A 20,748-nucleotide genomic window follows, 5' to 3' on the forward strand; every position below is an offset into this window, starting at 1 on the left:
CAATAAAAAAAGTAAAAAAGCCTATGATGAAGTTTCTAAAAAGATGCATATATCTTGCGGGTGAAATGTGCTATCAAATGTAGGCACTAATTTATTTTTAAGCGCTTAGTACCTTAGAAAATAAAGCGTTTAAATGTAAAGAACTAAGCAATTGGCAACACAATGATAAAATGATTCTCTTTTTGATTGATGGCTTTATAATTGAGTGTGCTTTTGTGTAATTCAATGATTCTGTTTACAATTGATAAACCCAGGCCATAACCTTTTTTTGTAGATGCATTTTTTCCCCTAAAAAAAGGCATGGTTATCTTCTCAATTTCGTTTTCAGACAATTGATTACCGGTGTTGCTAAACGTGATTTTTACGTACGGCTTTACAATTGCAATGCCTATAGCAACTTTTTGGTTATCAGAATAGAAATAGGCGTTTTTAATCAAATTTCTAAAGGCGGATTTAAGCAAAGTATCGTTTGAGTAAATCAATAAATCTGTATCATTTTCAGGTATTGTTTCAAAATTTAGTTCAATTTCTATGTTGTCAAATTGCCTTTTGGCATCAGCTATGGTTTCATATAATAGTTCATCTATACGAATTGCTGGCCATGTATTTAAAAAGTTTATTTTATCGTACTGAGAAATAAGCAAAAGCGAATTTGTTAGTTCAATAAGATTGGTTTGGTCTTCTTTTAGAGATTCTAATACGCGTTTATATCCAGCAGTGTCAAGGTTTCTATTAAGAGCCGCCTCAGTTTGCGATAGCATGGTTGCCAAAGGTGTTCTTAGCTCGTGTGAGGCATTTTGTACAAACGTTTTTTGACTCTCAAATGCGTTGTTTAAGCGCTTCAACATGGCATTGAAGTTCTTAGCTATCATATTTATTTCGTTATTGCCTTTGCCTTCATCTATCTGTTTGGTTAAGTTAAGAGCTGTGGTATCTTCTATTTGCGTACTTAGTTTTACAAGGGGTTTTAAAGCCTGTTTAATAAAGTAGAAAGTGGCAATTACAGATGTAGATAGTGCCGAAAAAAATACAATTAGTAATATATAGCTAAGATTCTCTAATTTCCTAAAGCCCGTTTTATCTATCGCACTTACAAATACATAAGCATCATTTTCAGGCGAATACAATGCTATCGATTCTCTGCCTTTATAAGTGAAAGTGTGTTGTTGCTCAGCTTTTACAATTTTATAAATACTATCATTTTTTAAGAAACTGTAAATGCTATCTGAAGGCTGGTTATAGGTGATAGCTCGCTTGCTATTTACAACGGTAATACGCTCGTCAGAAAGATTATTTGTATTTAGCTTGTAAATATAATCTACATATAAATAGTTGCTTAATGATATTAGATTTAATTCGCTGTAAACTGCATTCGCTTCGTTTGCTAGCCTTTGATTAAAATCTTTAGCTCTGTAGTTTTTATATAATACATATATGCTTACCAGCGAAGAACATAAAATAATAGCGATGAATGTATTAAAAAACAAAGTATATCTAACTCTTAGGCTCATACAAAATCTCTTTTATATAGTAGCCAAAACCTGGTTTGGTATGAATGAGCTTTTCGTCAAAGGGTTTATCTAGCTTGTTACGCAAAAAACTAATATACACTTCAATAGTATTGGTACCTGTATCAAAACTTACGTCCCAAACTTTAGTCATAATTTCTTGCTTAGAAATTACTTTGCCTTTATTTATTGCTAATAAATGCAATAATGCAAACTCCTTGGCTGTAAGTGATATTAATTCGCCACCACGTGTTACCGTTTTTACGGTTAGGTCAATAATTAAATCGCTAATGATTACTTTTTCAGGCTCACCAACTGTGCCTTCTGAGCGTTTTAGGGATACTTTTATTCGTGCAAAAAGTTCGTCAAAATGAAATGGTTTTACAATATAATCATCTGCCCCAAGGCTAAAGGCATCTACTTTATCATTAATTTCTCCTAAAGCTGACAATACGATTATTGGGATTCGTTTATTAATTTGTCTAAACTCTTTGCAGAGTTCTAAACCATTTTTATGGGGTATGTTAATATCTAATAAAACTAAAGCGTATTGATTTTCATTAAATAATTGCTCAGCAATTAAGCCATCTTTGGCCATGTCTGTATCGTAACCTTGCCTTTCAAGTTCTTCTTTTATTATTTGATTAAGTTTGGGCTCGTCTTCTACCAATAAAATTTTGTATGGGGTACTCATTGGTTTTGCTATAAATTTAGGTGAAAATTAGGCAATTAAAATGAGATTAAAGTTTACGGTACTAACATTTTTTGTGGCACTAATGGCAAATGCACAAGTATTTACTACAACGTTTGAAAAAACTAATGGTTTTGAAACCACTACTTACGACAATTGCATCGCCTTCTACAGGCAACTTGCAGCAAATTCAACTAAACTTCAAGTAAAAACATTTGGCAATACAGATGCAGGTTATCCGTTACATCTAATCATTTTTAGTGGGGATAAAAGTTTTACTCCTTCAAGTTGGCAACAGCAAAACAAATTGGTAATACTTGTAAACAATGGTATTCATCCCGGCGAGCCCGATGGTATAGATGCAAGCATGATGCTACTACGAGATATTGTAAAAGGTAAAATTTTAGTGCCATCGAATATTGTTTTAGCAATTATTCCTATTTACAATATTGGTGGTAGTTTAAATAGAGGCAGCTTTAGTCGTGTAAATCAAGATGGGCCTTTGGCCTATGGTTTTAGAGGTAATGCACAAAACCTCGATTTGAATAGAGATTTCACCAAGTCTGATTCTCGTAATGCAAAAGCTTTTGCACAAATATTTCATTACCTCAATCCAGATATTTTTATAGACAATCACGTAAGCGATGGCGCAGATTATCAGCATACTATGACATTGCTTACTACACAGCACAGCAAACTAGGTGGTAGTATTGGTAATTATTTACACACCACATTCGAGCCATCTATTTTTAAAAGTATGGCTAGTAAAAATTGGCCATTAACGCCTTATGTAAATTTTGAAGATGGTAATCCTGAAAAAGGCTGGCAAGCATTTTACGATGCGCCACGATATAGTACAGGTTATGCAGCATTATTTGGTACTATTGGTTTTATGCCCGAAACGCATATGTTAAAACCATTTGCCCAAAGAGTAAAAAGTGATTACGCACTAATGGAAACGATATTGCAACAAGCCGCATTACAAGCAAAAGCCATTAAGCAAAACCGAAAAGCAAGCCTAGAAGCCATACAGCACCAGCAAAGTTTTGCCTTAAATTTTGTGGTTGATAGCACTAGAAAAGATACGATTACATTTTTAGGCTACGCTGCAGAACAAAAGAAAAGCGAGGTAACTGGTATGAATCGATTGTTTTATAACCACGATAAACCATTTACAAAGCAAGTGGCATTATACAACTATTTTGTAGGGCAAAATGTGATTACAAAACCTAAAGCTTATATTATTCCTCAAGGTTGGCACGATGTGATTGATTTATTAAAATTGAATAAAGTTGCTGTAACAACTTTGGCAAAAGACACACAAATATTGGTAGAAGCCTACAAAATTGAAGACTATAAAACTAGCTCTAGGGCTTACGAAAAACATTACCGCCATAGCAATACTAAAGTGAGTGTAAGCAAGCAGAAGATTCAATTTTTAAAAGGTGATTGCATCATTTATACAGGGCAAACTTGCGATAGATTTTTGGTAGAAATGTTAGAACCTACAGGTGATGACAGTTATTTTGCTTGGAATTTTTTTGATGCCATCTTGCAGCAAAAAGAAGGTTATAGCGATTATAGATGGGAAGACGTAGCGGCTAAATATTTACAACAACATCCAGAATTGCAGCAAGAATTAGCAGCAAAACGACAAGCAGACCCTAAGTTTGCAGCTTCGGCTAGCCAGCAGTTAGACTTTGTATACAAGCATTCGCCTTACTACGAGCCAGCTCATTTACGTTACCCTGTATATAGATTAGTACAGTAATTATTTATTGATTTTTAATTTGTTAGCATGAGTCATAAAGCGTTGTTTTTCCCATCTGTACAAGCAGATATTGTAGATGTATTAATTGCAGAATTGTCAGAAATAGGCTTTGATGGCTTTGAAGAAGTAGAAGAGGGGCTTAAAGCATTTATTAAAGAAACTGATTTTGATGAAGCAGAAGTATCGATACTTGCTCAAAAATATGCGGTAGATTTTACCACAGAAACGATACCTGTACAAAACTGGAATGAAGTGTGGGAAAGCAATTTTGATCCCATGCAAGTGGATGATTTTGTAGGTGTAAGAGCTAATTTTCATGCACCAATGCAAGGTGTAACACATGAAATTTTGATTACACCTAAAATGAGTTTTGGTACAGGTCATCATGCTACTACTTATATGGTAATGCAGCTGATGAAAGACATCGATTTTACCAATAAAACAGTATTTGATTATGGTACAGGTACGGGTATTTTGGCCATTTTAGCTGAAAAGCTTGGTAGTCAATCTATTTTAGGTATTGACTATGATGATTGGTGTATAGAAAATGCAACCGAAAATTTAGCTGCAAATGATTGTAAATACATCACCATAGAAAAAGCAGATACAGCCAAGCTTGATGCAAAATTTGACATTGTAATAGCCAACATTAACAAAAATATCATCCTTGATAACATGGCTTATCTAGCTGATGATGTAGTTTTAGGTGGTGAAGTTCTGTTGAGTGGCTTGTTGCAAGAAGATGAGGCCGATATCTTAGCAGAAGCATTGAAATTCAATTGGAAACATCAACTTACTATAAAAAAAGGCATGTGGATTGCCCTACATTTTGTGGCATAATTCAGCAGATTTTGTGTTAAGGAATTATGAATTTTAAGTCTTAACCCATATATTTGTAAAATCACTTTAACCCCTATTGCATGAAGGAAGTTTTTTTCATAGTATTAGCGTATCTTATTGGATCTATACCAACATCGGTTTGGGTAAGCCGATATTTCTTCGATATTGACATTAGAGATTATGGCAGCGGTAATGCTGGTGCTACCAATACTTACCGTGTTTTGGGTAAGCAATGGGGTACTTTTGTAATGATTGTCGATATGCTGAAAGGCGTTATTGGTACATCTTTATACATTTTTCTTCCCACTTATTTAGGTGCACCAAACGAACTTGATAGAACCAATTTAATGATAGGTTTAGGTTTATCATCTGTTATCGGTCACATTTTTCCTATTTGGGCCGATTTTAAAGGTGGTAAAGGTGTAGCAACATTATTTGGTATGGCTGTAGCAATTCAACCTTTAGTAGCTTTATGTTGTGTAGGTGTGTTTTTGTTGGTGCTATATCTTACACGTTTTGTATCGCTTAGTTCTATTTTGGCTGGTATAGCTTTTATGGTGTTTATTTTATTTATCTTCAATGAAAAAGAAACGCTCTATAGAATATTTGCAGTAGTGGTGGCATTAATGATTGTTTTGACACACCAAAAAAATATTGGACGTATTTTAAAAGGTACAGAAAGCAAAGTGCCAATACTTAAATACAGAGATAGAAGAAAGCAAAAAAAATAGTGGAACGATATTTGTTTAATTAAAGCGTCGAAGTAATTTACCTTTGGCGCTTTTCTTTTATATAGAAGTCGCAGCTATTTTAGCGCTTAAGAAACCACTTAAAATTATGACAAAACAATTTCTTTCTATTGCCTTACTTGCTACAAGTGTATTTTTTTCTGCTTGTACGCAAAACACCATTACAGGTAAAAACCAGTTAAGCTTAATTTCTGATGCAGAAATTATAGCAGCAGCAAACACAGAATACAAACAATTTATTAGCACTAATAAAGTAGTTACTGGAGGTAGCAGCGATGCTGCAAGTGTAACTAGAGTAGGTAACAGAGTGATTGCGGCTGTAAAAAAATACTATGCAGATATGGGTAAATCTGCTGAGTTAGATAGCTATCAGTGGGAAATAAACACAGTAAGCAGTAAAGAAGCGAATGCTTGGTGTATGCCTGGCGGCAAAATAGTTGTGTACACGGGTATTCTACCAATCACACAAAACGATGCAGCACTTGCGGTTGTTATTGGCCACGAAGTAACTCATGCTTTAGCAAGCCACGGTAAGCAACGTATGAATGCAAGTTTAATTCAGCAGTTGGGTGGCGAAGCATTATCGGCAGCTTTGGCTAATAAGCCCAAAGAAACACAAGCATTATTTAATAGTGCATACGGTTTGGGTTCGCAATATGGTGTTATGTTACCTTTTGCAAGAAAAGATGAATACGAGGCTGATAAGTTTGGTTTAATGTTTATAGCTTTGGCTGGTTACGATCCAAGAGAAGCCATTAAATTCTGGCAAAGAATGTCGGCTGCAAGTGGTAGCTCTCAAAAACCACCTGAATTTGCAAGCACTCACCCTAGTGATGAAAACAGAATTAAGCAGCTACAAAGTATCATGGATGATACAATAAATAAATATTACAAGCCGTAAAATGTTAAAAATTAATTTTTTAGGGTCTAAAAGCAGCGTTTTTACAAAATAGCTGCTTTTTTATTGTCTTTTACCGCTACATTATTTTAACTTTGCAACCTGTTTAGCAGATTCAATTAATATAAGTTCTTTAGGATGTCCAATCTAAGTTTATTTGAAAAGTTAGAATTAAAGGATGAGAAAACCCTTTTGATTCAAGGAATACCGTCTTCAATTGAGAAGCAATTTGCAAAATTAACCTATGCAAAAAATGTAACCCCACTTTTAAAAAGCAAAAAAGTTGAGTTCGCTTTAGTGTTTGCAATCAATCAAAATCAGTTAAATAATGTATTAAAAGAGGTGTTTCCTGCTTTAAATGCGGCTAGTAAATTATGGGTAGCTTATCCAAAACCAACTAGTAAAATTGTGAGTGATTTAAACAGAGATTGCACTTGGGCTTATTTAACCCAGCACGCTTACGAAGGTGGTGATGTAATTGAAATTGACAATGTTTGGGTAGCAATGCGTTTTAAAAAGAACGAAGAATTAGCTGCGCAATTAAAAGCTATTGCTGATGCAAATCCGCCAGTAGCTGTGGTGCCAACGGTAGATTTTGAGAAAAAATTAATTGTACCGCCAGCAGAACTTGAGAAAGTATTTGCAAAGCACAAAAAAGCAAAAGAATTTTTCACTTCTTTATCTGTAACTCACCAAAAAGAGTATGTGAGCTGGATTGAAGAAGCAAAAAGAAAAGATACAAAAGAAAGACGATTAGATGCAGTGTTAGAAAAATTGAACGCAGGCAAAAAATCACCTTCAGAAAAATAAGTCTAGATAAATTTAAAAAATCCCTAACTGAAATTGTCAATTAGGGATTTTTTATTTTAATCCCTTTTGTCTCGTAAATTGAAATCTTTTATTGAAAATAATTAACTAATGATACATACCGCTTTATTATCCTATGGCATGTCGGGCAGAGTTTTTCATGCGCCTTTTATTCACTTACATCCAAGCTTACAATTGGTTGGTTCGTGGGAAAGAACTAACCAATTGATTCAAAATGATTATCCTTATGCAAAATCGTATGCAAGTCTAGAAGCGCTATTGGCAGATGACAATGTAGAACTAGTAATTGTAAATACACCTACAAACACCCATTTTGAATACGCTAAAAAAGCCTTGCTTGCAGGTAAAGATGTAGTGGTAGAAAAAGCATTTACAACAACCGTAGAAGAAGCCATAGAGCTAAAAGCTATTGCAGAAAAAGTAGGTAAAAAGATTGCTGTATTTCAAAATAGACGCTGGGACAGTGATTTTAAAACGGTAAAACAAGTGATAGACCAGCAATTACTTGGTGCTGTTACTGAAATGGAAATTCAATTTGCAAGATACAATCCTGCATTAAGCTCAAAACTGCATAAAGAAGTACCAAATCCTGGTGCTGGCATAGTAAAAGATTTGGGGCCACATATTATAGACCAAGCTTTGTGTTTGTTTGGCAAGCCGCAAAGTGTTTTTGCTGATTTTAGAATTACAAGAACAAACTCTCAAGTAGAAGATTATTTTGAAATATTGTTGTATTACAAAGACAAAAGAGTACGTGTAAAAGCAGGCTATTTTATGCGAGAACCAGTGCCATCTTATATTGTGCATGGTACAAAAGGGTCTTTTTTAAAGTCAAGGGCTGATGTGCAAGAGGGGTTATTGCTAAAAGGTGCAAAGCCCGATATAACCAATTGGGGTGCTGAGCCAGACAATGAACAAGGATTGCTGCACACAGAAAAAGACGGTGTGGTTATTCGTGAAACCATACCAACATTAAAAGGTAACTATTACGAGTTTTACAATAAAGTATATGAGGCTTTAGCACATGATAAACCAATGCCTGTAACTGTAGATGATGGTATTTTGGTAATGCAAATAATAGATGCTGCTTATAAAAGTAATGCTGCGAAAAAAGTGATAGATTTATAGTTGTTAAGGTATCTTTTACTGATTAACTGTTAAATTATTTCTAATTTCATTGTAAGGGTTTGTTGCTAATTTTAAATTCCTATTTTACATTTTCAAACACATAATATGAAGAAACTGCTTATCGGTGCTATTGTATTGGCATCAATTACCACACAAACTTTTGCGCAAGCAAAATACCAATGGAAAGAAGTTGTATCTGGCAAGTACAAATACAAAGTTGTTAGTTCAGACCCAACCAAAGCTCGATTTTACACTTTGCCAAATGGTCTTACGGTTATTTTAAGTGAAAACAAGAAAACGCCACGTATTCAAACCTTGTTTGGTACAAGAGCTGGTTCTAACAACGACCCTAAAGACCACACAGGTTTAGCGCATTACCTTGAACATTTGTTGTTTAAGGGCACTAACAAATACGGCAGTTTAGATTGGGCAAAAGAAAAGCCTATATTGGATAAAATTGATGCTTTGTATGAAGCCTATAACAAAATTCCTTTTAGCGATTCTGTTGCACGCAAAGCCAAATACCATGAAATTGATAGCGTAAGTGGCGAAGCTGCAAAATTTGCCATTGCCAACGAATATGATAAAATGATGGCAGCAATGGGCTCGCAAGGTACTAATGCACACACTTGGGTAGAAGAAACGGTTTATGAAGAAAACATTCCTTCTAACGCTATTGATAAATTCTTAGCAGTACAATCTGAGCGTTTTAGAGAACCAGTGTTGCGTTTGTTTCATACAGAGTTAGAAGCTGTGTATGAAGAAAAAAATATTGGTATGGATAACGATGGCAGAAAAGTGTACGAAGTAATGCTTGCAGGCATGTTTCCTACTAATAACTATGGTCAGCAAAGCACTATTGGTACTGTTGAGCATTTAAAAAATCCATCTTTATTGGCTATTAAAGATTTTTATAGCAAATATTATGTGCCAAACAATATGGCTTTGGTAATGGTAGGCGATTTTAATGCTGATGTTGTGATTGCAAAAATTGATGCAGCATTTGCTTGGTGGAAACCTAAAACGGTAACACCATATAATCCTGCACCAGAAAAGCCTTTAACAGCACCTGTAGTAAAAGACGTATTTGGCCCAACGGCTGAAAATATTACTATTGCTTGGCGCATGCCAGGCGCAACAAGCTTTAAAGACAATGTATTGCTAGAATTAACTCGTAATATTTTGGCAAATGGTAAGGCTGGTTTAATTGATTTGAATTTGAACAAGCAACAAAAAGTGTTACGTGCTTCTGCGGGCGGTTTAGATTTTAAAGATTATGGTAGCTTACAAGTTTCTGGTTCGCCAAAAGCTGGGCAAACATTAGATGAAGTAAAAGCCTTGTTGATGGCGCAAATTGATTTATTGAGAAAAGGTGAATTTGACGAAACCTTAATTAAATCTACAGCAGCAAACTACAAGTTAGATAAACTAGAAAGTATTAAAGACATTAACAGTACTGCAAACGAACTGATGAATTCTTTTATACAAGAGAGAGGTACGATGTGGGATAAAAAAGTAGCGTTTTTAGATGCGATGAATACTGTTACAAAAGCTGAATTGGTAGCGTTTATTAACAAATATGTGACTGATGGTTATGTGGTAGTGTACAAACGTAAGGGTGAAGATAAAAACATCACCAAAGTGCCAAAACCAGCTATTACTGCGGTTGCGGTAAATAGAGATGCTCAAAGCCCTTTCTTAAAGTCAGTTGAAGCTATTAAGTCTACCAATATTCAACCAGCATTTTTAGATTACACAAAAGATATTCAAAAGTCTAAAGTTGGTGCTGCTACGGTGTATTATTCTCAAAATAAAGACAACGATATTTTTAGATTGTACTACCGCTTAAACATGGGTAGCTGGAACAATAAACTATTAAGTTCTGCTGCGCAATACTTACAATTTTTAGGTACAGATAAATTGAGTGCTGCTGACATCAGTAAAGAGTTTTACAAACTAGCTTGCTCATTTAATGTAAATGCTGGTACAGAATTTACCACTATCTCAATTACTGGTTTGCAAGAAAATTTTGACAAAGCTGTGGTGTTGTTTGAAAATGTTATTAAGAACTGTCAGCCAGATGAAGAGGCGTTGAAAAAACTAATTGCACGCATTCAAAAACAACGTACCGATACCAAATTGAACAAAGCAGCTATTATGAGCGGCCTTACAAGTTATGCCACTTATGGTGCACAAAATCCGTTTAACTATGTGTTAAGCAATGCAGAATTAAATGCAATTAAAGCTTCTGATTTAACTGATATTTTGCATGATTTAACCAATTACAGCCACGATATTGTGTATTATGGCTCTCAGCCTTTGGCAAACTTTACAGCAAGTATTGGCAAGTTACACGCAATGCCTACAGCGTTTAAACCAAATGCGGCAAAACAAGAATACATACCATTACAACAAAATAGTAATCAAGTATTATTTGCTAATTACGATATGGTGCAAGCTGAAATTAGATGGATTAAGAATTTAGACGCTTACGATGCTTCTAAAAATACCAGTATCGATTTGTTCAATAACTACTTTGGTGGTGGTAGTATGAGTGGTATTGTTTTTCAAACCATAAGAGAAAGTAAAGCTTTGGCTTACTCAACTTTTGCCGTGTACAGTAAACCACAGAAAAAAGAAAATCCATTTAGCTTTATTGCTTACGTAGGTACACAAGCCGATAAACTGAATGATGCAGTAAAATCGATGAATGAGTTGATTAATGATTTACCAAAGGCAGATAAGCTATTTGCTGATGCAAAAACAGCCATTAAAAAAGATATTGAAAGTGATAGAATTACTGATGAAGCGGTTATTTTCAACTATTTAAATGCACAGCGTTTAGGTCTTGATTATGATATTCGTAAGAAAACATACGCTGAAGTTGACAAGCTTACATTTGACGACATTAAAGCATTTACCAAGAAAGAGATTTCTGGTAAGCCTTATACATATTGCGTAGTTGCAAGTGAGAAAAAAGTAAATATTGATGACTTAAAACAATATGGTGAAGTGAAAAAACTAAGCCTAGAAGAGATTTTCGGTTATTAATTGAACTTCTTTTTGCAATAAAAAATCCCTTTGTAGCTGTTGCTGCAAAGGGATTTTTTGTTGATGCTTTTTTAGTTACCTCTCTTTCAAGCTTCTTTCTGCAATGGTTTTAGCAGCAATCCAACCGCTCGTCCAAGCATGTTGAAAGTTAAAGCCGCCAGTTACACCATCAACGTCTACTATTTCACCACCAAAAAATAAGTTCTCTACTTTTTTGCTTTCCATAGTGTTTGGGTCTACTTCTGCTAATTTTATGCCACCACTTGTTACAAATTCTTCTTTAAAAGTTGTTTTACCATTTACCGTAAACTCTTGTAATACCAAATTGCGTATGAGCCGGTATTGTGGCGCCGAAGGCAAATCTGCCCAGCGTGTATCTTCTGCAATACCACTTAGTTCTAGTAGATATTGCCACAATCTACTAGGCAAGCCAAATGGGTTTTTGTTGCCTATTTTTTGCGCAGCTAATGAAAATCTGTAATCAGAAAATTGAGGTTTTATATCAAATTCTGTCACTTCTCCAAGCCAATTTACAATAATGGTAAATTGATAATTTGCCGACGCTAAATATCTAGCGGCCCAAGCAGATAATTTTAAAACGGCAGGCCCACTCATGCCCCAATGCGTTATCAATAAAGGCCCCTTGCTGATAAATTTGGTACCTGCTATTTTCACCGTTGCGTTATCAACACTTACACCCATTAGTTCAGTAATTTTATTGTTGGGCATATTAAATGTAAACAGCGATGGTACTGGTTCTTCAATGCTATGGCCAAGGCTTGTAAGCCAGTTAAATTGATCAGTTTTAGGAAAACCACCACAAGCCACACATACATAATCGGCACTAATAATTGAGCCTGTATTGGTAAGCAAACTAAACGCTTTATTAATGAAGGCAATAGAGTTTATAGTACAGCTTAGCTCTATTTTTACTTTGTATTTTTTAGCTTCTGAAAGTAAGCAGTCGATAATAGTTTGTGAATTATCTGTTGTAGGAAACATTCTGTTGTCGGCCTCGGTTTTTAAGTTTACGCCACGCTCTTTAAACCATTCTATCGTATCGGTAGGGCCAAACCAGTTGAACGTTTTTTTTAAAAAATATTTGCCTCTTGGGTATTTTAAAATCAATTCGTTTACATCAAAGCAGGCGTGTGTAACATTGCATCTACCACCACCACTTACTTTTACTTTGCTTAAAACCTTGTTGTTTTTTTCTACAATTACTACCTCAAGGTTGGGGTTTTGCTTTGCAGCATTTACTGCACAAAAAAAGCCCGCCGCACCACCACCAATAACCACTAATTTTTTTGCCATTATAAATACGTGTTTAAGCTTTTGTTTTAAAAAATTGACATTGCTTTTGGCAAGGTTTAGCAGATGTTTGCAATAATAATTGTCAAATCACAAACTTCAAACAAAGTTTGGTATTATAATTGGATTGAGGGCACGAACCTTTATTTTTACTGCTATAAAGTGAATTGTATTTGAAACAGCTTTCTAAAATATCTAAAAGAGACATTTACATAGTTATAGCTGCTTTACTATTTATGGCATTTGGGCTTTTTACTAAAGTATTACCCTTAAATCATAAAGCGCTCATCGTTATCACTGTAATAGTTGCCTTGTGGGCTATTATTTTCAATACGTTTAAAAAAGCTGGCAGGTTTTTTCTTGTAGTAATCGCTTTATTCTTTTTTTTGTTGCTAATGGTACAAACGAGTTTTGTACAAACTTGGGCGGTAGGTATTGCCACAAAAAAGTTATCCAAAGCATTAGGTACCGAAGTGCGTATTAATGGTGTTAGTTTTTCATTATTTGATAAGGTGAATTTAGAAGGCACATTGATTCGTGATAAACAAAAAGATACCATCTTGTATGCAAATCAATTGCGCTTACGTATTACCGATTGGTTTTTTATAAAAGACAAAATAGACTTAAAGTTTATAGGCTTAGAAGATGCTGTGGTGAAGCTTCAACGAAAAGATAGTGTGTGGAATTATCAGTTTATCGCCAACTATTTTTCTAGTCCTAAAGCTAAAAAAGATACCGCAAAAGGCATTGAAGTGAACTTGAAGAAAGTTGACTTGAAGAACGTAACATTTGTGCAAAACGACTTATGGAACGGCGAAAGAATGACCATTAGTGTAAATAGTTTATTGCTTGATGCAAACGCACTGAGTTTTAATAACGATGTGTTTAAGGTAAATACTTTGCTGGTAGAAAAACCTTATATCAGCTTACAACATTTTACCGAATTTAAGCCATTAGCGCTTCGCAAAAGAAAGCCTGATAACCCAAAAGATACTTCTTTACGATTTAATTTGGGTGTCAATTTTATCATTGATAGCCTTAGCTTAAATAACGGCACATTTATTAATGAAAATACTGAAACTAAGGCTGATGCTGGTTTTGACGGTAATCATTTACAGATAACACAGTTGAAGGGTGTGTTTAAAAACTTGTCATTTGTAAGAGATACGTTGAAAGCCAATATGGATATAAGTTGCCGTGAACGTTGTGGTTTTGAACTGAAAAAACTTAAGACCAAACTTAAAATTACCCCACAAATAATTGAACTTGCTAAGCTGGATTTGCAAACCAATAAAAGCCGCTTAGGTGATTATTATGCGATGAAGTTTGCGCATTTTAATGATGATTTCGCTCATTTTACAAGAAATGTATTTTTAGATGCTAAGTTTAAAAACACCAGTGTATTTAGTGATGATATTGCCTACTTTGCTACTGACTTGAAAAGCTGGAAAAAGCAAGCGGTAGTTACTGGTAATTTTCTTGGTACAATTTCAGATTTTACGCTTAAAAACTTCAATATTCGCTCTGGTGTTACCACCAATATTGCTGGTAACCTAGCCATGAAAGGCTTGCCAGATATAGATAAAACCATGATTAACTTTAACGATGGTTATATCAAAACGAATAACGTAGATATGGCCATTGTTATTCCTGCATTGCGTAGAATGAGCAACCCGAATATTGCAGCATTAGGTGATGTACTATTTAGAGGCAATTTTAATGGCACCATCAAAGACTTTAAAACAGTTGGTGTATTAAGTACAAATATTGGTTCGGTAGATGCAAATGTGGCGATGAAATTTCCGTCTAAAGGCGAGCCTTCTTACACTGGTACTTTAATTACCAATCGCTTTAATCTTGGTAAGTTTATTAATAGCCCAATATTGGGTTTGGTAAATTTTACTGGTAAAGTAGATGGTAGTAGCTTTAGTTTAAGCCAAATGAAATCGAGTCTTGATGGTAAGTTTAGCTTGCTTGAGTTTAATGGCTACACTTATACTAACATTACCACCAACGGCACTTTTTTAAAGAAATATTTTAATGGTGAGTTGAAGATAGATGACCCAAATGTTGACTTTACAAGTACCATAGAAATTGACTTTAGTTTGCCAAAACCACGTATCAATATCTTAGGTGATTTGGTGAAAAGTAATTTACAAAACATCAAGCTTACAAAAGATAAGTACGAATTAACAGGCTTATTCGATTTAAACTTTTATGGTTTAAATATTGATGAATTTGACGGTACAGCTAAGATTTTAAACGCTAATTTGACACATGCCAATGATAAATTGAGTTTCGACTCATTGGTGGTTACAGCACATGATTCTGATGGTGTAAGAACTTTAACTGCAAGCAGTAATGAGTTTGCTGCTTCTGTAACCGGTAGGCAATATAAATTGTTAGATTTGCCAACGGCTTTTCAAACCTATTTAAACCATTATTATCCTGCTTATTTTAACCCGCCAGTAAAGCAACTAGAAAACCAAGATTTCTCTGTAAACTTGACTACTAAAGACTTTGATAGCTACGCTAAAATTATTGATAGTCGATTATCAGGTTTAGATTATGCTAGTCTTACAGGTACAATTAATACAGCGAATAATCAATTTACGCTATTAGCATCTGTGCCTAATTTTTCTTTTGATAAATACCATGTAACCGATGCCTTTTTTAAAGGCGAAGGCACATTAGATACGCTGATTTTAAATGGTGATGTTGCCAATATCAGAATAGGGGATAGCTTGAGCTTTCCTAACACAACATTGGCTGTACAATCTAGTAACAATCACTCGGTGGTAAGCTTACAAACCAAAGCAACAAGTACCATCAATGAAGCCAATTTAAACGCAGATTTATTTACGCTAGAAGATGGTGTGCGCATCAATTTTAGACCATCAGCTTTTGTATTAAACAACAAGAAATGGGATTTAGAAAAGCAAGGTGAAATAGTGATTAGGAAAAACTTTGTAAGCGCAGAAAATGTGAAGTTTACACAAGGTTTTCAAGAGATAAAAGTAGAAACTGAGTTGAGTTCAGTAAGTAATGCCAATGATTTGGTCGTTAAAATGAAAAATGTGGTTTTGGGCGATTTGACGTCATTGGTAATGAAAGACCCACGCTTAGAAGGTGTAACGACTGGTGAAATAAGATTGAATGATTTCTATGGTGATTTTTCTGCCACTGCCAATTTAAAAGCAGAGCAATTTAGATTTAATAATGATAGCATTGGCTTAGTAACCATTACAAGTAGCTACGATAATAAAACGGGTAAAATTCCTTTTAACATACAATCTAATAACGAAGATTATAAGTTTAAAACCGATGGCTATTACAACTCAAAAGATAGCACTGGTAATGCCTTGTATGTAAACACAGATTTGAGCGATACAAAAATTAATATTCTTGAACGCTTTTTAGGTGATGTTTTTACCGACTTAAGTGGTAAAGCTACAGGGCAGTTAGTAGTAAGTGGCAATCCTCAAAACCCAGAATTGTCAGGTAAGGTAAAACTGAAGAATGGCGGGTTAAAAGTGAATTTTACCCAGGTGTATTACAATATTGATAGTGCAACTATTAATTTTCAGCCAGATGGTATTGACTTTGGCGAATTGACCATTAAAGACAAGTATAAAAACACCGCAAAAGTTAAAGGCAAGCTATACGAGAAGAGTTTTAAAAACATGGTGTTCGACTTCGATATGTCAACCGATAAGTTGCTACTGATAGACACTAAAGAAAAAGACAACAAACAGTTTTACGGTAACGCCATTGGCAAGGCTAATTTAAGTTTTAAAGGGCCCGAATATGCGGCTAAAATGACCATTGTTGCAGAGTCGAATGATAGCTCACACATTTACATACCAAGCAGCGTAAGCAAGCAAAGTGGTGAGGCAGATTTTATTGTGTTTAAGCAATACGGCACAGAATTAACCGACGAAACCAAAAAGAGCAACTTTGATTTAACAGTAGACTTAGATGTAACAGCAGATTCCAAGGTAGATATTGATGTGATTCTAGATCCGCTAACAGGTGATGTGGTTAAAGCAAGAGGCAATGGTAGGTTGCGCATTTTAGCTGGCACCACCGCACCACTTACCATTAAAGGTAGATACAATATTGATTTTGGTAGGTACGATTTCAATTTCCAATCCTTTATACGTAAGCCATTTGATATGCTTGATGCGGATAATTTTATAGAATGGAACGGTGACCCTTACAATGCAGATGTTCATATAGATGCGGTGTATCGGGCAGAGCGTGTAAGTGTATCAGATTTATTATCCAATCAGCAAGTGGCAAACGTAAGTAGTGCTACAAAATCTTACAGAGGCGATGTGTACGTAATTGCGCATTTAAAAGACAAATTAACCAAGCCAACCATTACGTTTAGTCTTGAGTTTCCTACAGGTAGCCCTATCAAAAACGACCCTTATTTCAATGAGTTTTTAACACGTATAGAAGCTAACCAAAGTGAAATGTTATCGCAGGTAACATCACTAATCGTGTTTGGTTCTTTTGCGCCTTATGGTCAAGGTTTATTTGCAGGCAATGGTAGCGGTATCAACAATTTTGGTGTATCAACCTTGTCAGGTGCCATCAGTAAGCAACTCAACAAAGTGGTGTCTAATTTGGTGTATAAAATTACTAAGGATAAAAGCATTAAAGTAGATGTGAGTACCTCGCTGTACAGTAGTTCTAGCTTGGTGGCTTCATCTACAGGCGGTGTAAATAGCAACAATGGTTTAGATAGAACCAACTTTAACTTTAAAGTAGGTAAAAGTTTTTTAAACGATAGATTAATATTAACTGCCGGTGCTGATTTTGACTTTAATGTAGGCGCAACATCAGCACTTACCAATGGTAATTTACAATTTCTACCAGACATCAACCTTGAGTGGATTTTAACTAGCGATAAGCAGTTACGTTTAATATTCTTTGCCAAAAACAATTTAGATGCAACTGGCGGTATTCTTGGTCGTAGAAATAGGCAAGGGGCTAGCTTATCTTACAAGCACGACTTTGAAAGAGTATTTGCAAAAAAGGAAGATGTAATTTTTGCCCCTCCACCACCAGATACAACGAATAAAAAGCCATAGCAGGTGATTAAAGTTAGTGACGTATTGCCATTAATTTTACAAGCTAAATAGTTTTAAAAGCGCCACTTTCAAGTGGCGCTTTTTTAATGTTATTTTTTTATTTGGCTTACCAAGTTTGCACTTTTTGTTCAACTAATTAATAGCTTTAACGCATTAAAAATTAAAACACCTAAATTTATTTTCTATGCTAGTTCAATCATTAATCGGTGAGTTTTTGCATGAAGCAGAAAACACCAGAAAATTACTAAAAGCTATACCTGACAGTGCTTTAAGCTATAAGCCTTCAGAAGCCAACTGGACAACCGCACAGTTAGCATCGCACATTGCAGAAGTGTACAATTGGTATCAACAAACGTTGCACCAAGATGTGATGGATATGGCATCTTACAAATACGATAAAGGCGACATTACAAAGGCTGCAAACATAGTAGCTAAGTTTGAAGAGAATTTTCTATTGGCAAAAGCGGCACTAGAAACTGCAAAAGATGATACGATGTTTACTGAATGGAAAATGGTAATGGGCGGTACAGAGCCTATTTTTCCACCAATGCCTCGTATACAAGTAGTGCGTGGTTTTTTGTTTAATCACTTGTACCACCACCGTGGCGAGTTAATTGTGTATTTGCGCAGCACTGGCAACAAAGTACCGGGTTTATATGGCCCAACTGCTGATGATAAGTTTTAAATTCATTAATTACGTAAATATTAGGGGTAATGCAACAATGCTTACCTTTTTTTATGCCTTTACGTTTGTCAAACTACTATTTTTGTGTTCATTTTTAAAATAACTGTCTGCAAAGGCAATTTGATAAAACATCAAAACCTAGGTTCGCTACATGAACAATACTTACACCTCGTTGGTTGATCAAACTTTTCACTTCCCTCAAGAAGGCTTTAAACGCAATCAGGATGGAAATTTAACCTTTAACGATGTTGATGTAAAAGCATTGATTGATAAATATGGTACGCCTTTGAAATTAACTTATTTACCAAAAATTGGTATGCAGATAAATAAGGCAAAAATGATGTTTGATAAGGCCTTTAAGAAACATAACTACGAGGGCTCTTACAACTATTGCTATTGTACCAAAAGCTCGCATTTTTCTTTTATTGTAGAAGAAACATTAAAGCATAACATTCACTTAGAAACTTCTTTTGCTTACGATATAGAAATTATTAACCAACTTTTTTTAAAGAAGAAGATTAATAAAGAAACATTCATTATTTGTAATGGTTACAAACAAAAAACCTACACCTCACGTATTGCTAGGTTGATAAATACTGGCTTTAAAAACGTAGTTCCTATATTGGATAATAAAGAAGAATTACAAGCCTACAGACGTAGCGTGAAACAACCTTTTAAACTAGGTATTCGCGTAGCTGCTGAGGAAGAGCCAAGTTTCCCATTTTACACCTCACGTTTAGGTATTAGGCCAAAAGATATTTTAGAATTTTATGTAGATGAGATTGAAGGCTTCGAAGATAAGTTTCAACTGAAAATGTTACACATTTTCTTGAATAAAGGCATTAAAGATGATATTTACTATTGGAGTGAATTGAATAAAGTCATCAACTTATATTGTCAGTTAAAAAAGATTTGCCCAGAGTTAGATTCTATAAATATTGGCGGCGGTTTTCCTATTAAGCACTCGCTTGGTTTTGAGTACGATTACCAATTTATGATTAATGAAATTGTTGGTAATATTAAACGTGCTTGTAAAAAAGCCAAAGTGCCTATGCCTAACATCTTTACTGAGTTTGGTAGTTTTACCGTAGGTGAAAGCATGGCGCATGTTTACAGCATCATTGGCCAGAAAGTTCAGAATGATAGAGAGTGTTGGTACATGATTGATTCCTCTTTTATTACCACTTTGCCAGACACTTGGGGCATTGGCGAGAAATTTTTAATGCTACCAATTAATAAATGGGATAACGAATATCAGCGAGTTGTTTTAGGTGGTATTACTTGTGATAGTCATGATTATTACGATAGTGAAGAGCATATTAATGAAGTGTTTTTACCAAAGCTTACCAATAACTACAAAGGCGAAGAAGAAAGTAATAAAGAACCTTTGTATGTTGGCTTCTTTCACACAGGTGCTTATCAGGACCAAATAAGTGGTTATGGTGGTATTAAACACTGCTTAATACCTTCACCAAAACACGTAATTATTGAGCACGATAAAAACGGTAAATTGATAGATTGGGTGTATGCAAAAGAGCAAAGTGCCCAAAGTATGTTGAAAATACTAGGTTATTTATAATATCTTTAGCCCAATATATTACTACGATATTGAAAAAACTGATTACCATATTTTTCTTAGCTGTGTATCTGTTTGCAACTACAGATGCCTACCAACTATTGAAATTGCCTGTGGTATTTCAACATTTTGCCGAGCATCGTGCAGAAAATAAAAATATAGGTTTTCTAGAGTTTTTAGATATGCATTATATGCATGGCAGCCCTAAGGATGCTGACTATGATAGAGACATGCAATTACCTTTTAAAAAAGCCTGTCCAGATTGTGCATCATGTATTGTTGCTTCGGCTTTTGTGCCATTAACAGTACATTATTCTATTGAAAAGCCTACACGTATTACCGAGCAAAAAAACTATATCATTCAAGAACAGCTACTCACTTCTTCTTACTTAGCCAATATTTGGCAGCCACCAAGGCAAGCTTAGTATTTATTTTATTGTTACGCTTGTATTATCTACAAGCTGTTTGGTATTATTGGCACTGCCAAAAATACCTCTTACCGATTTCTTAATGGCTGTAATGCTATTGCTAGTGATATTGTTGCCGTTTTTTAAGGTAGCAAGTAAAATGGCAGAGTTATTATTTGCTAATAGTCTCATTTTTTAATGATATT

15 protein-coding genes are annotated in these 20,748 nt (G+C 34.9%); 11 read left to right on the forward strand and 4 right to left on the reverse strand.

The window, feature by feature from the left end:
* Positions 1-143: 143 nt before the first annotated feature.
* Positions 144-1,511 (reverse strand): sensor histidine kinase, encoded by a 1,368-nt coding sequence (locus ACT9TX_RS10280; protein WP_481338199.1) that lies wholly within the window; start codon positions 1,509-1,511, stop codon positions 144-146.
* Complete coding sequence (locus ACT9TX_RS10285) at positions 1,495-2,202, reverse strand: response regulator transcription factor (protein WP_481338200.1); 708 nt, start codon at positions 2,200-2,202, stop codon at positions 1,495-1,497. The genes ACT9TX_RS10280 and ACT9TX_RS10285 overlap by 17 nt, the downstream gene beginning before the upstream one ends.
* Before the next feature lie 40 nt (positions 2,203-2,242).
* On the opposite strand from ACT9TX_RS10285, the gene ACT9TX_RS10290 reads away from it, so the two are divergent.
* The 7 genes from ACT9TX_RS10290 (at position 2,243) to ACT9TX_RS10320 (ending at position 11,464) form a co-directional block, all read left to right on the forward strand.
* Positions 2,243-3,970 carry a M14 family metallopeptidase gene (locus ACT9TX_RS10290; protein WP_481338201.1) on the forward strand — a complete coding sequence of 576 codons (1,728 nt, stop codon included), beginning with the start codon at positions 2,243-2,245 and terminating at the stop codon, positions 3,968-3,970.
* 27 nt (positions 3,971-3,997) lie between these two features.
* The gene (gene prmA / locus ACT9TX_RS10295; protein ID WP_481338202.1) at positions 3,998-4,810 is read left to right on the forward strand and encodes a 50S ribosomal protein L11 methyltransferase; all 813 of its coding nucleotides are present in this window, start codon (positions 3,998-4,000) and stop codon (positions 4,808-4,810) included.
* Positions 4,811-4,890: 80 nt separating this feature from the next.
* Positions 4,891-5,541 carry a glycerol-3-phosphate 1-O-acyltransferase PlsY gene (gene plsY / locus ACT9TX_RS10300; protein ID WP_481338203.1) on the forward strand — a complete coding sequence of 217 codons (651 nt, stop codon included), beginning with the start codon at positions 4,891-4,893 and terminating at the stop codon, positions 5,539-5,541.
* Between the two features lie 106 nt (positions 5,542-5,647).
* A complete protein-coding gene (locus ACT9TX_RS10305) occupies positions 5,648-6,460 on the forward strand; it encodes a M48 family metallopeptidase (RefSeq protein ID WP_481338204.1) in 813 nt (270 codons plus the stop codon).
* Positions 6,461-6,595: 135 nt separating this feature from the next.
* On the forward strand, positions 6,596-7,267 hold the full coding sequence (locus ACT9TX_RS10310; protein ID WP_481338205.1) for a YdeI/OmpD-associated family protein: 672 nt from the start codon (positions 6,596-6,598) through the stop codon (positions 7,265-7,267).
* 108 nt (positions 7,268-7,375) lie between these two features.
* Positions 7,376-8,413 carry a Gfo/Idh/MocA family oxidoreductase gene (locus ACT9TX_RS10315; RefSeq protein WP_481338206.1) on the forward strand — a complete coding sequence of 346 codons (1,038 nt, stop codon included), beginning with the start codon at positions 7,376-7,378 and terminating at the stop codon, positions 8,411-8,413.
* Between the two features lie 105 nt (positions 8,414-8,518).
* Entirely contained in the window at positions 8,519-11,464 is a 2,946-nt protein-coding gene (locus ACT9TX_RS10320; RefSeq protein ID WP_481338207.1) for a M16 family metallopeptidase, read from the forward strand.
* Positions 11,465-11,539: 75 nt separating this feature from the next.
* Here the strand turns inward: ACT9TX_RS10320 and ACT9TX_RS10325 are convergent, their stop codons facing one another.
* Positions 11,540-12,778 carry a BaiN/RdsA family NAD(P)/FAD-dependent oxidoreductase gene (locus tag ACT9TX_RS10325; RefSeq protein WP_481338208.1) on the reverse strand — a complete coding sequence of 413 codons (1,239 nt, stop codon included), beginning with the start codon at positions 12,776-12,778 and terminating at the stop codon, positions 11,540-11,542.
* A 170-nt stretch (positions 12,779-12,948) separates the two neighbouring features.
* On the opposite strand from ACT9TX_RS10325, the gene ACT9TX_RS10330 reads away from it, so the two are divergent.
* The 4 genes from ACT9TX_RS10330 (at position 12,949) to ACT9TX_RS10345 (ending at position 20,560) form a co-directional block, all read left to right on the forward strand.
* Positions 12,949-17,874 (forward strand): translocation/assembly module TamB domain-containing protein, encoded by a 4,926-nt coding sequence (locus ACT9TX_RS10330; RefSeq protein WP_481338209.1) that lies wholly within the window; start codon positions 12,949-12,951, stop codon positions 17,872-17,874.
* Positions 17,875-18,058: 184 nt separating this feature from the next.
* Positions 18,059-18,559, forward strand: a complete 501-nt coding sequence (locus tag ACT9TX_RS10335) for a DinB family protein (protein WP_481338210.1) — start codon at positions 18,059-18,061, stop codon at positions 18,557-18,559.
* A 151-nt stretch (positions 18,560-18,710) separates the two neighbouring features.
* Positions 18,711-20,138 (forward strand): type III PLP-dependent enzyme domain-containing protein, encoded by a 1,428-nt coding sequence (locus ACT9TX_RS10340; RefSeq protein ID WP_481338211.1) that lies wholly within the window; start codon positions 18,711-18,713, stop codon positions 20,136-20,138.
* 29 nt (positions 20,139-20,167) lie between these two features.
* Positions 20,168-20,560, forward strand: a complete 393-nt coding sequence (locus tag ACT9TX_RS10345) for a hypothetical protein (RefSeq protein WP_481338212.1) — start codon at positions 20,168-20,170, stop codon at positions 20,558-20,560.
* Between the two features lie 3 nt (positions 20,561-20,563).
* Here the strand turns inward: ACT9TX_RS10345 and ACT9TX_RS10350 are convergent, their stop codons facing one another.
* Positions 20,564-20,734: a hypothetical protein gene (locus ACT9TX_RS10350; RefSeq protein WP_481338213.1), complete on the reverse strand. Its 171-nt coding sequence runs from the start codon at positions 20,732-20,734 to the stop codon at positions 20,564-20,566.
* Positions 20,735-20,748 lie beyond the last annotated feature (14 nt).

The organism is Parasediminibacterium sp. HNIBRBA5674 (assembly GCF_056745525.1).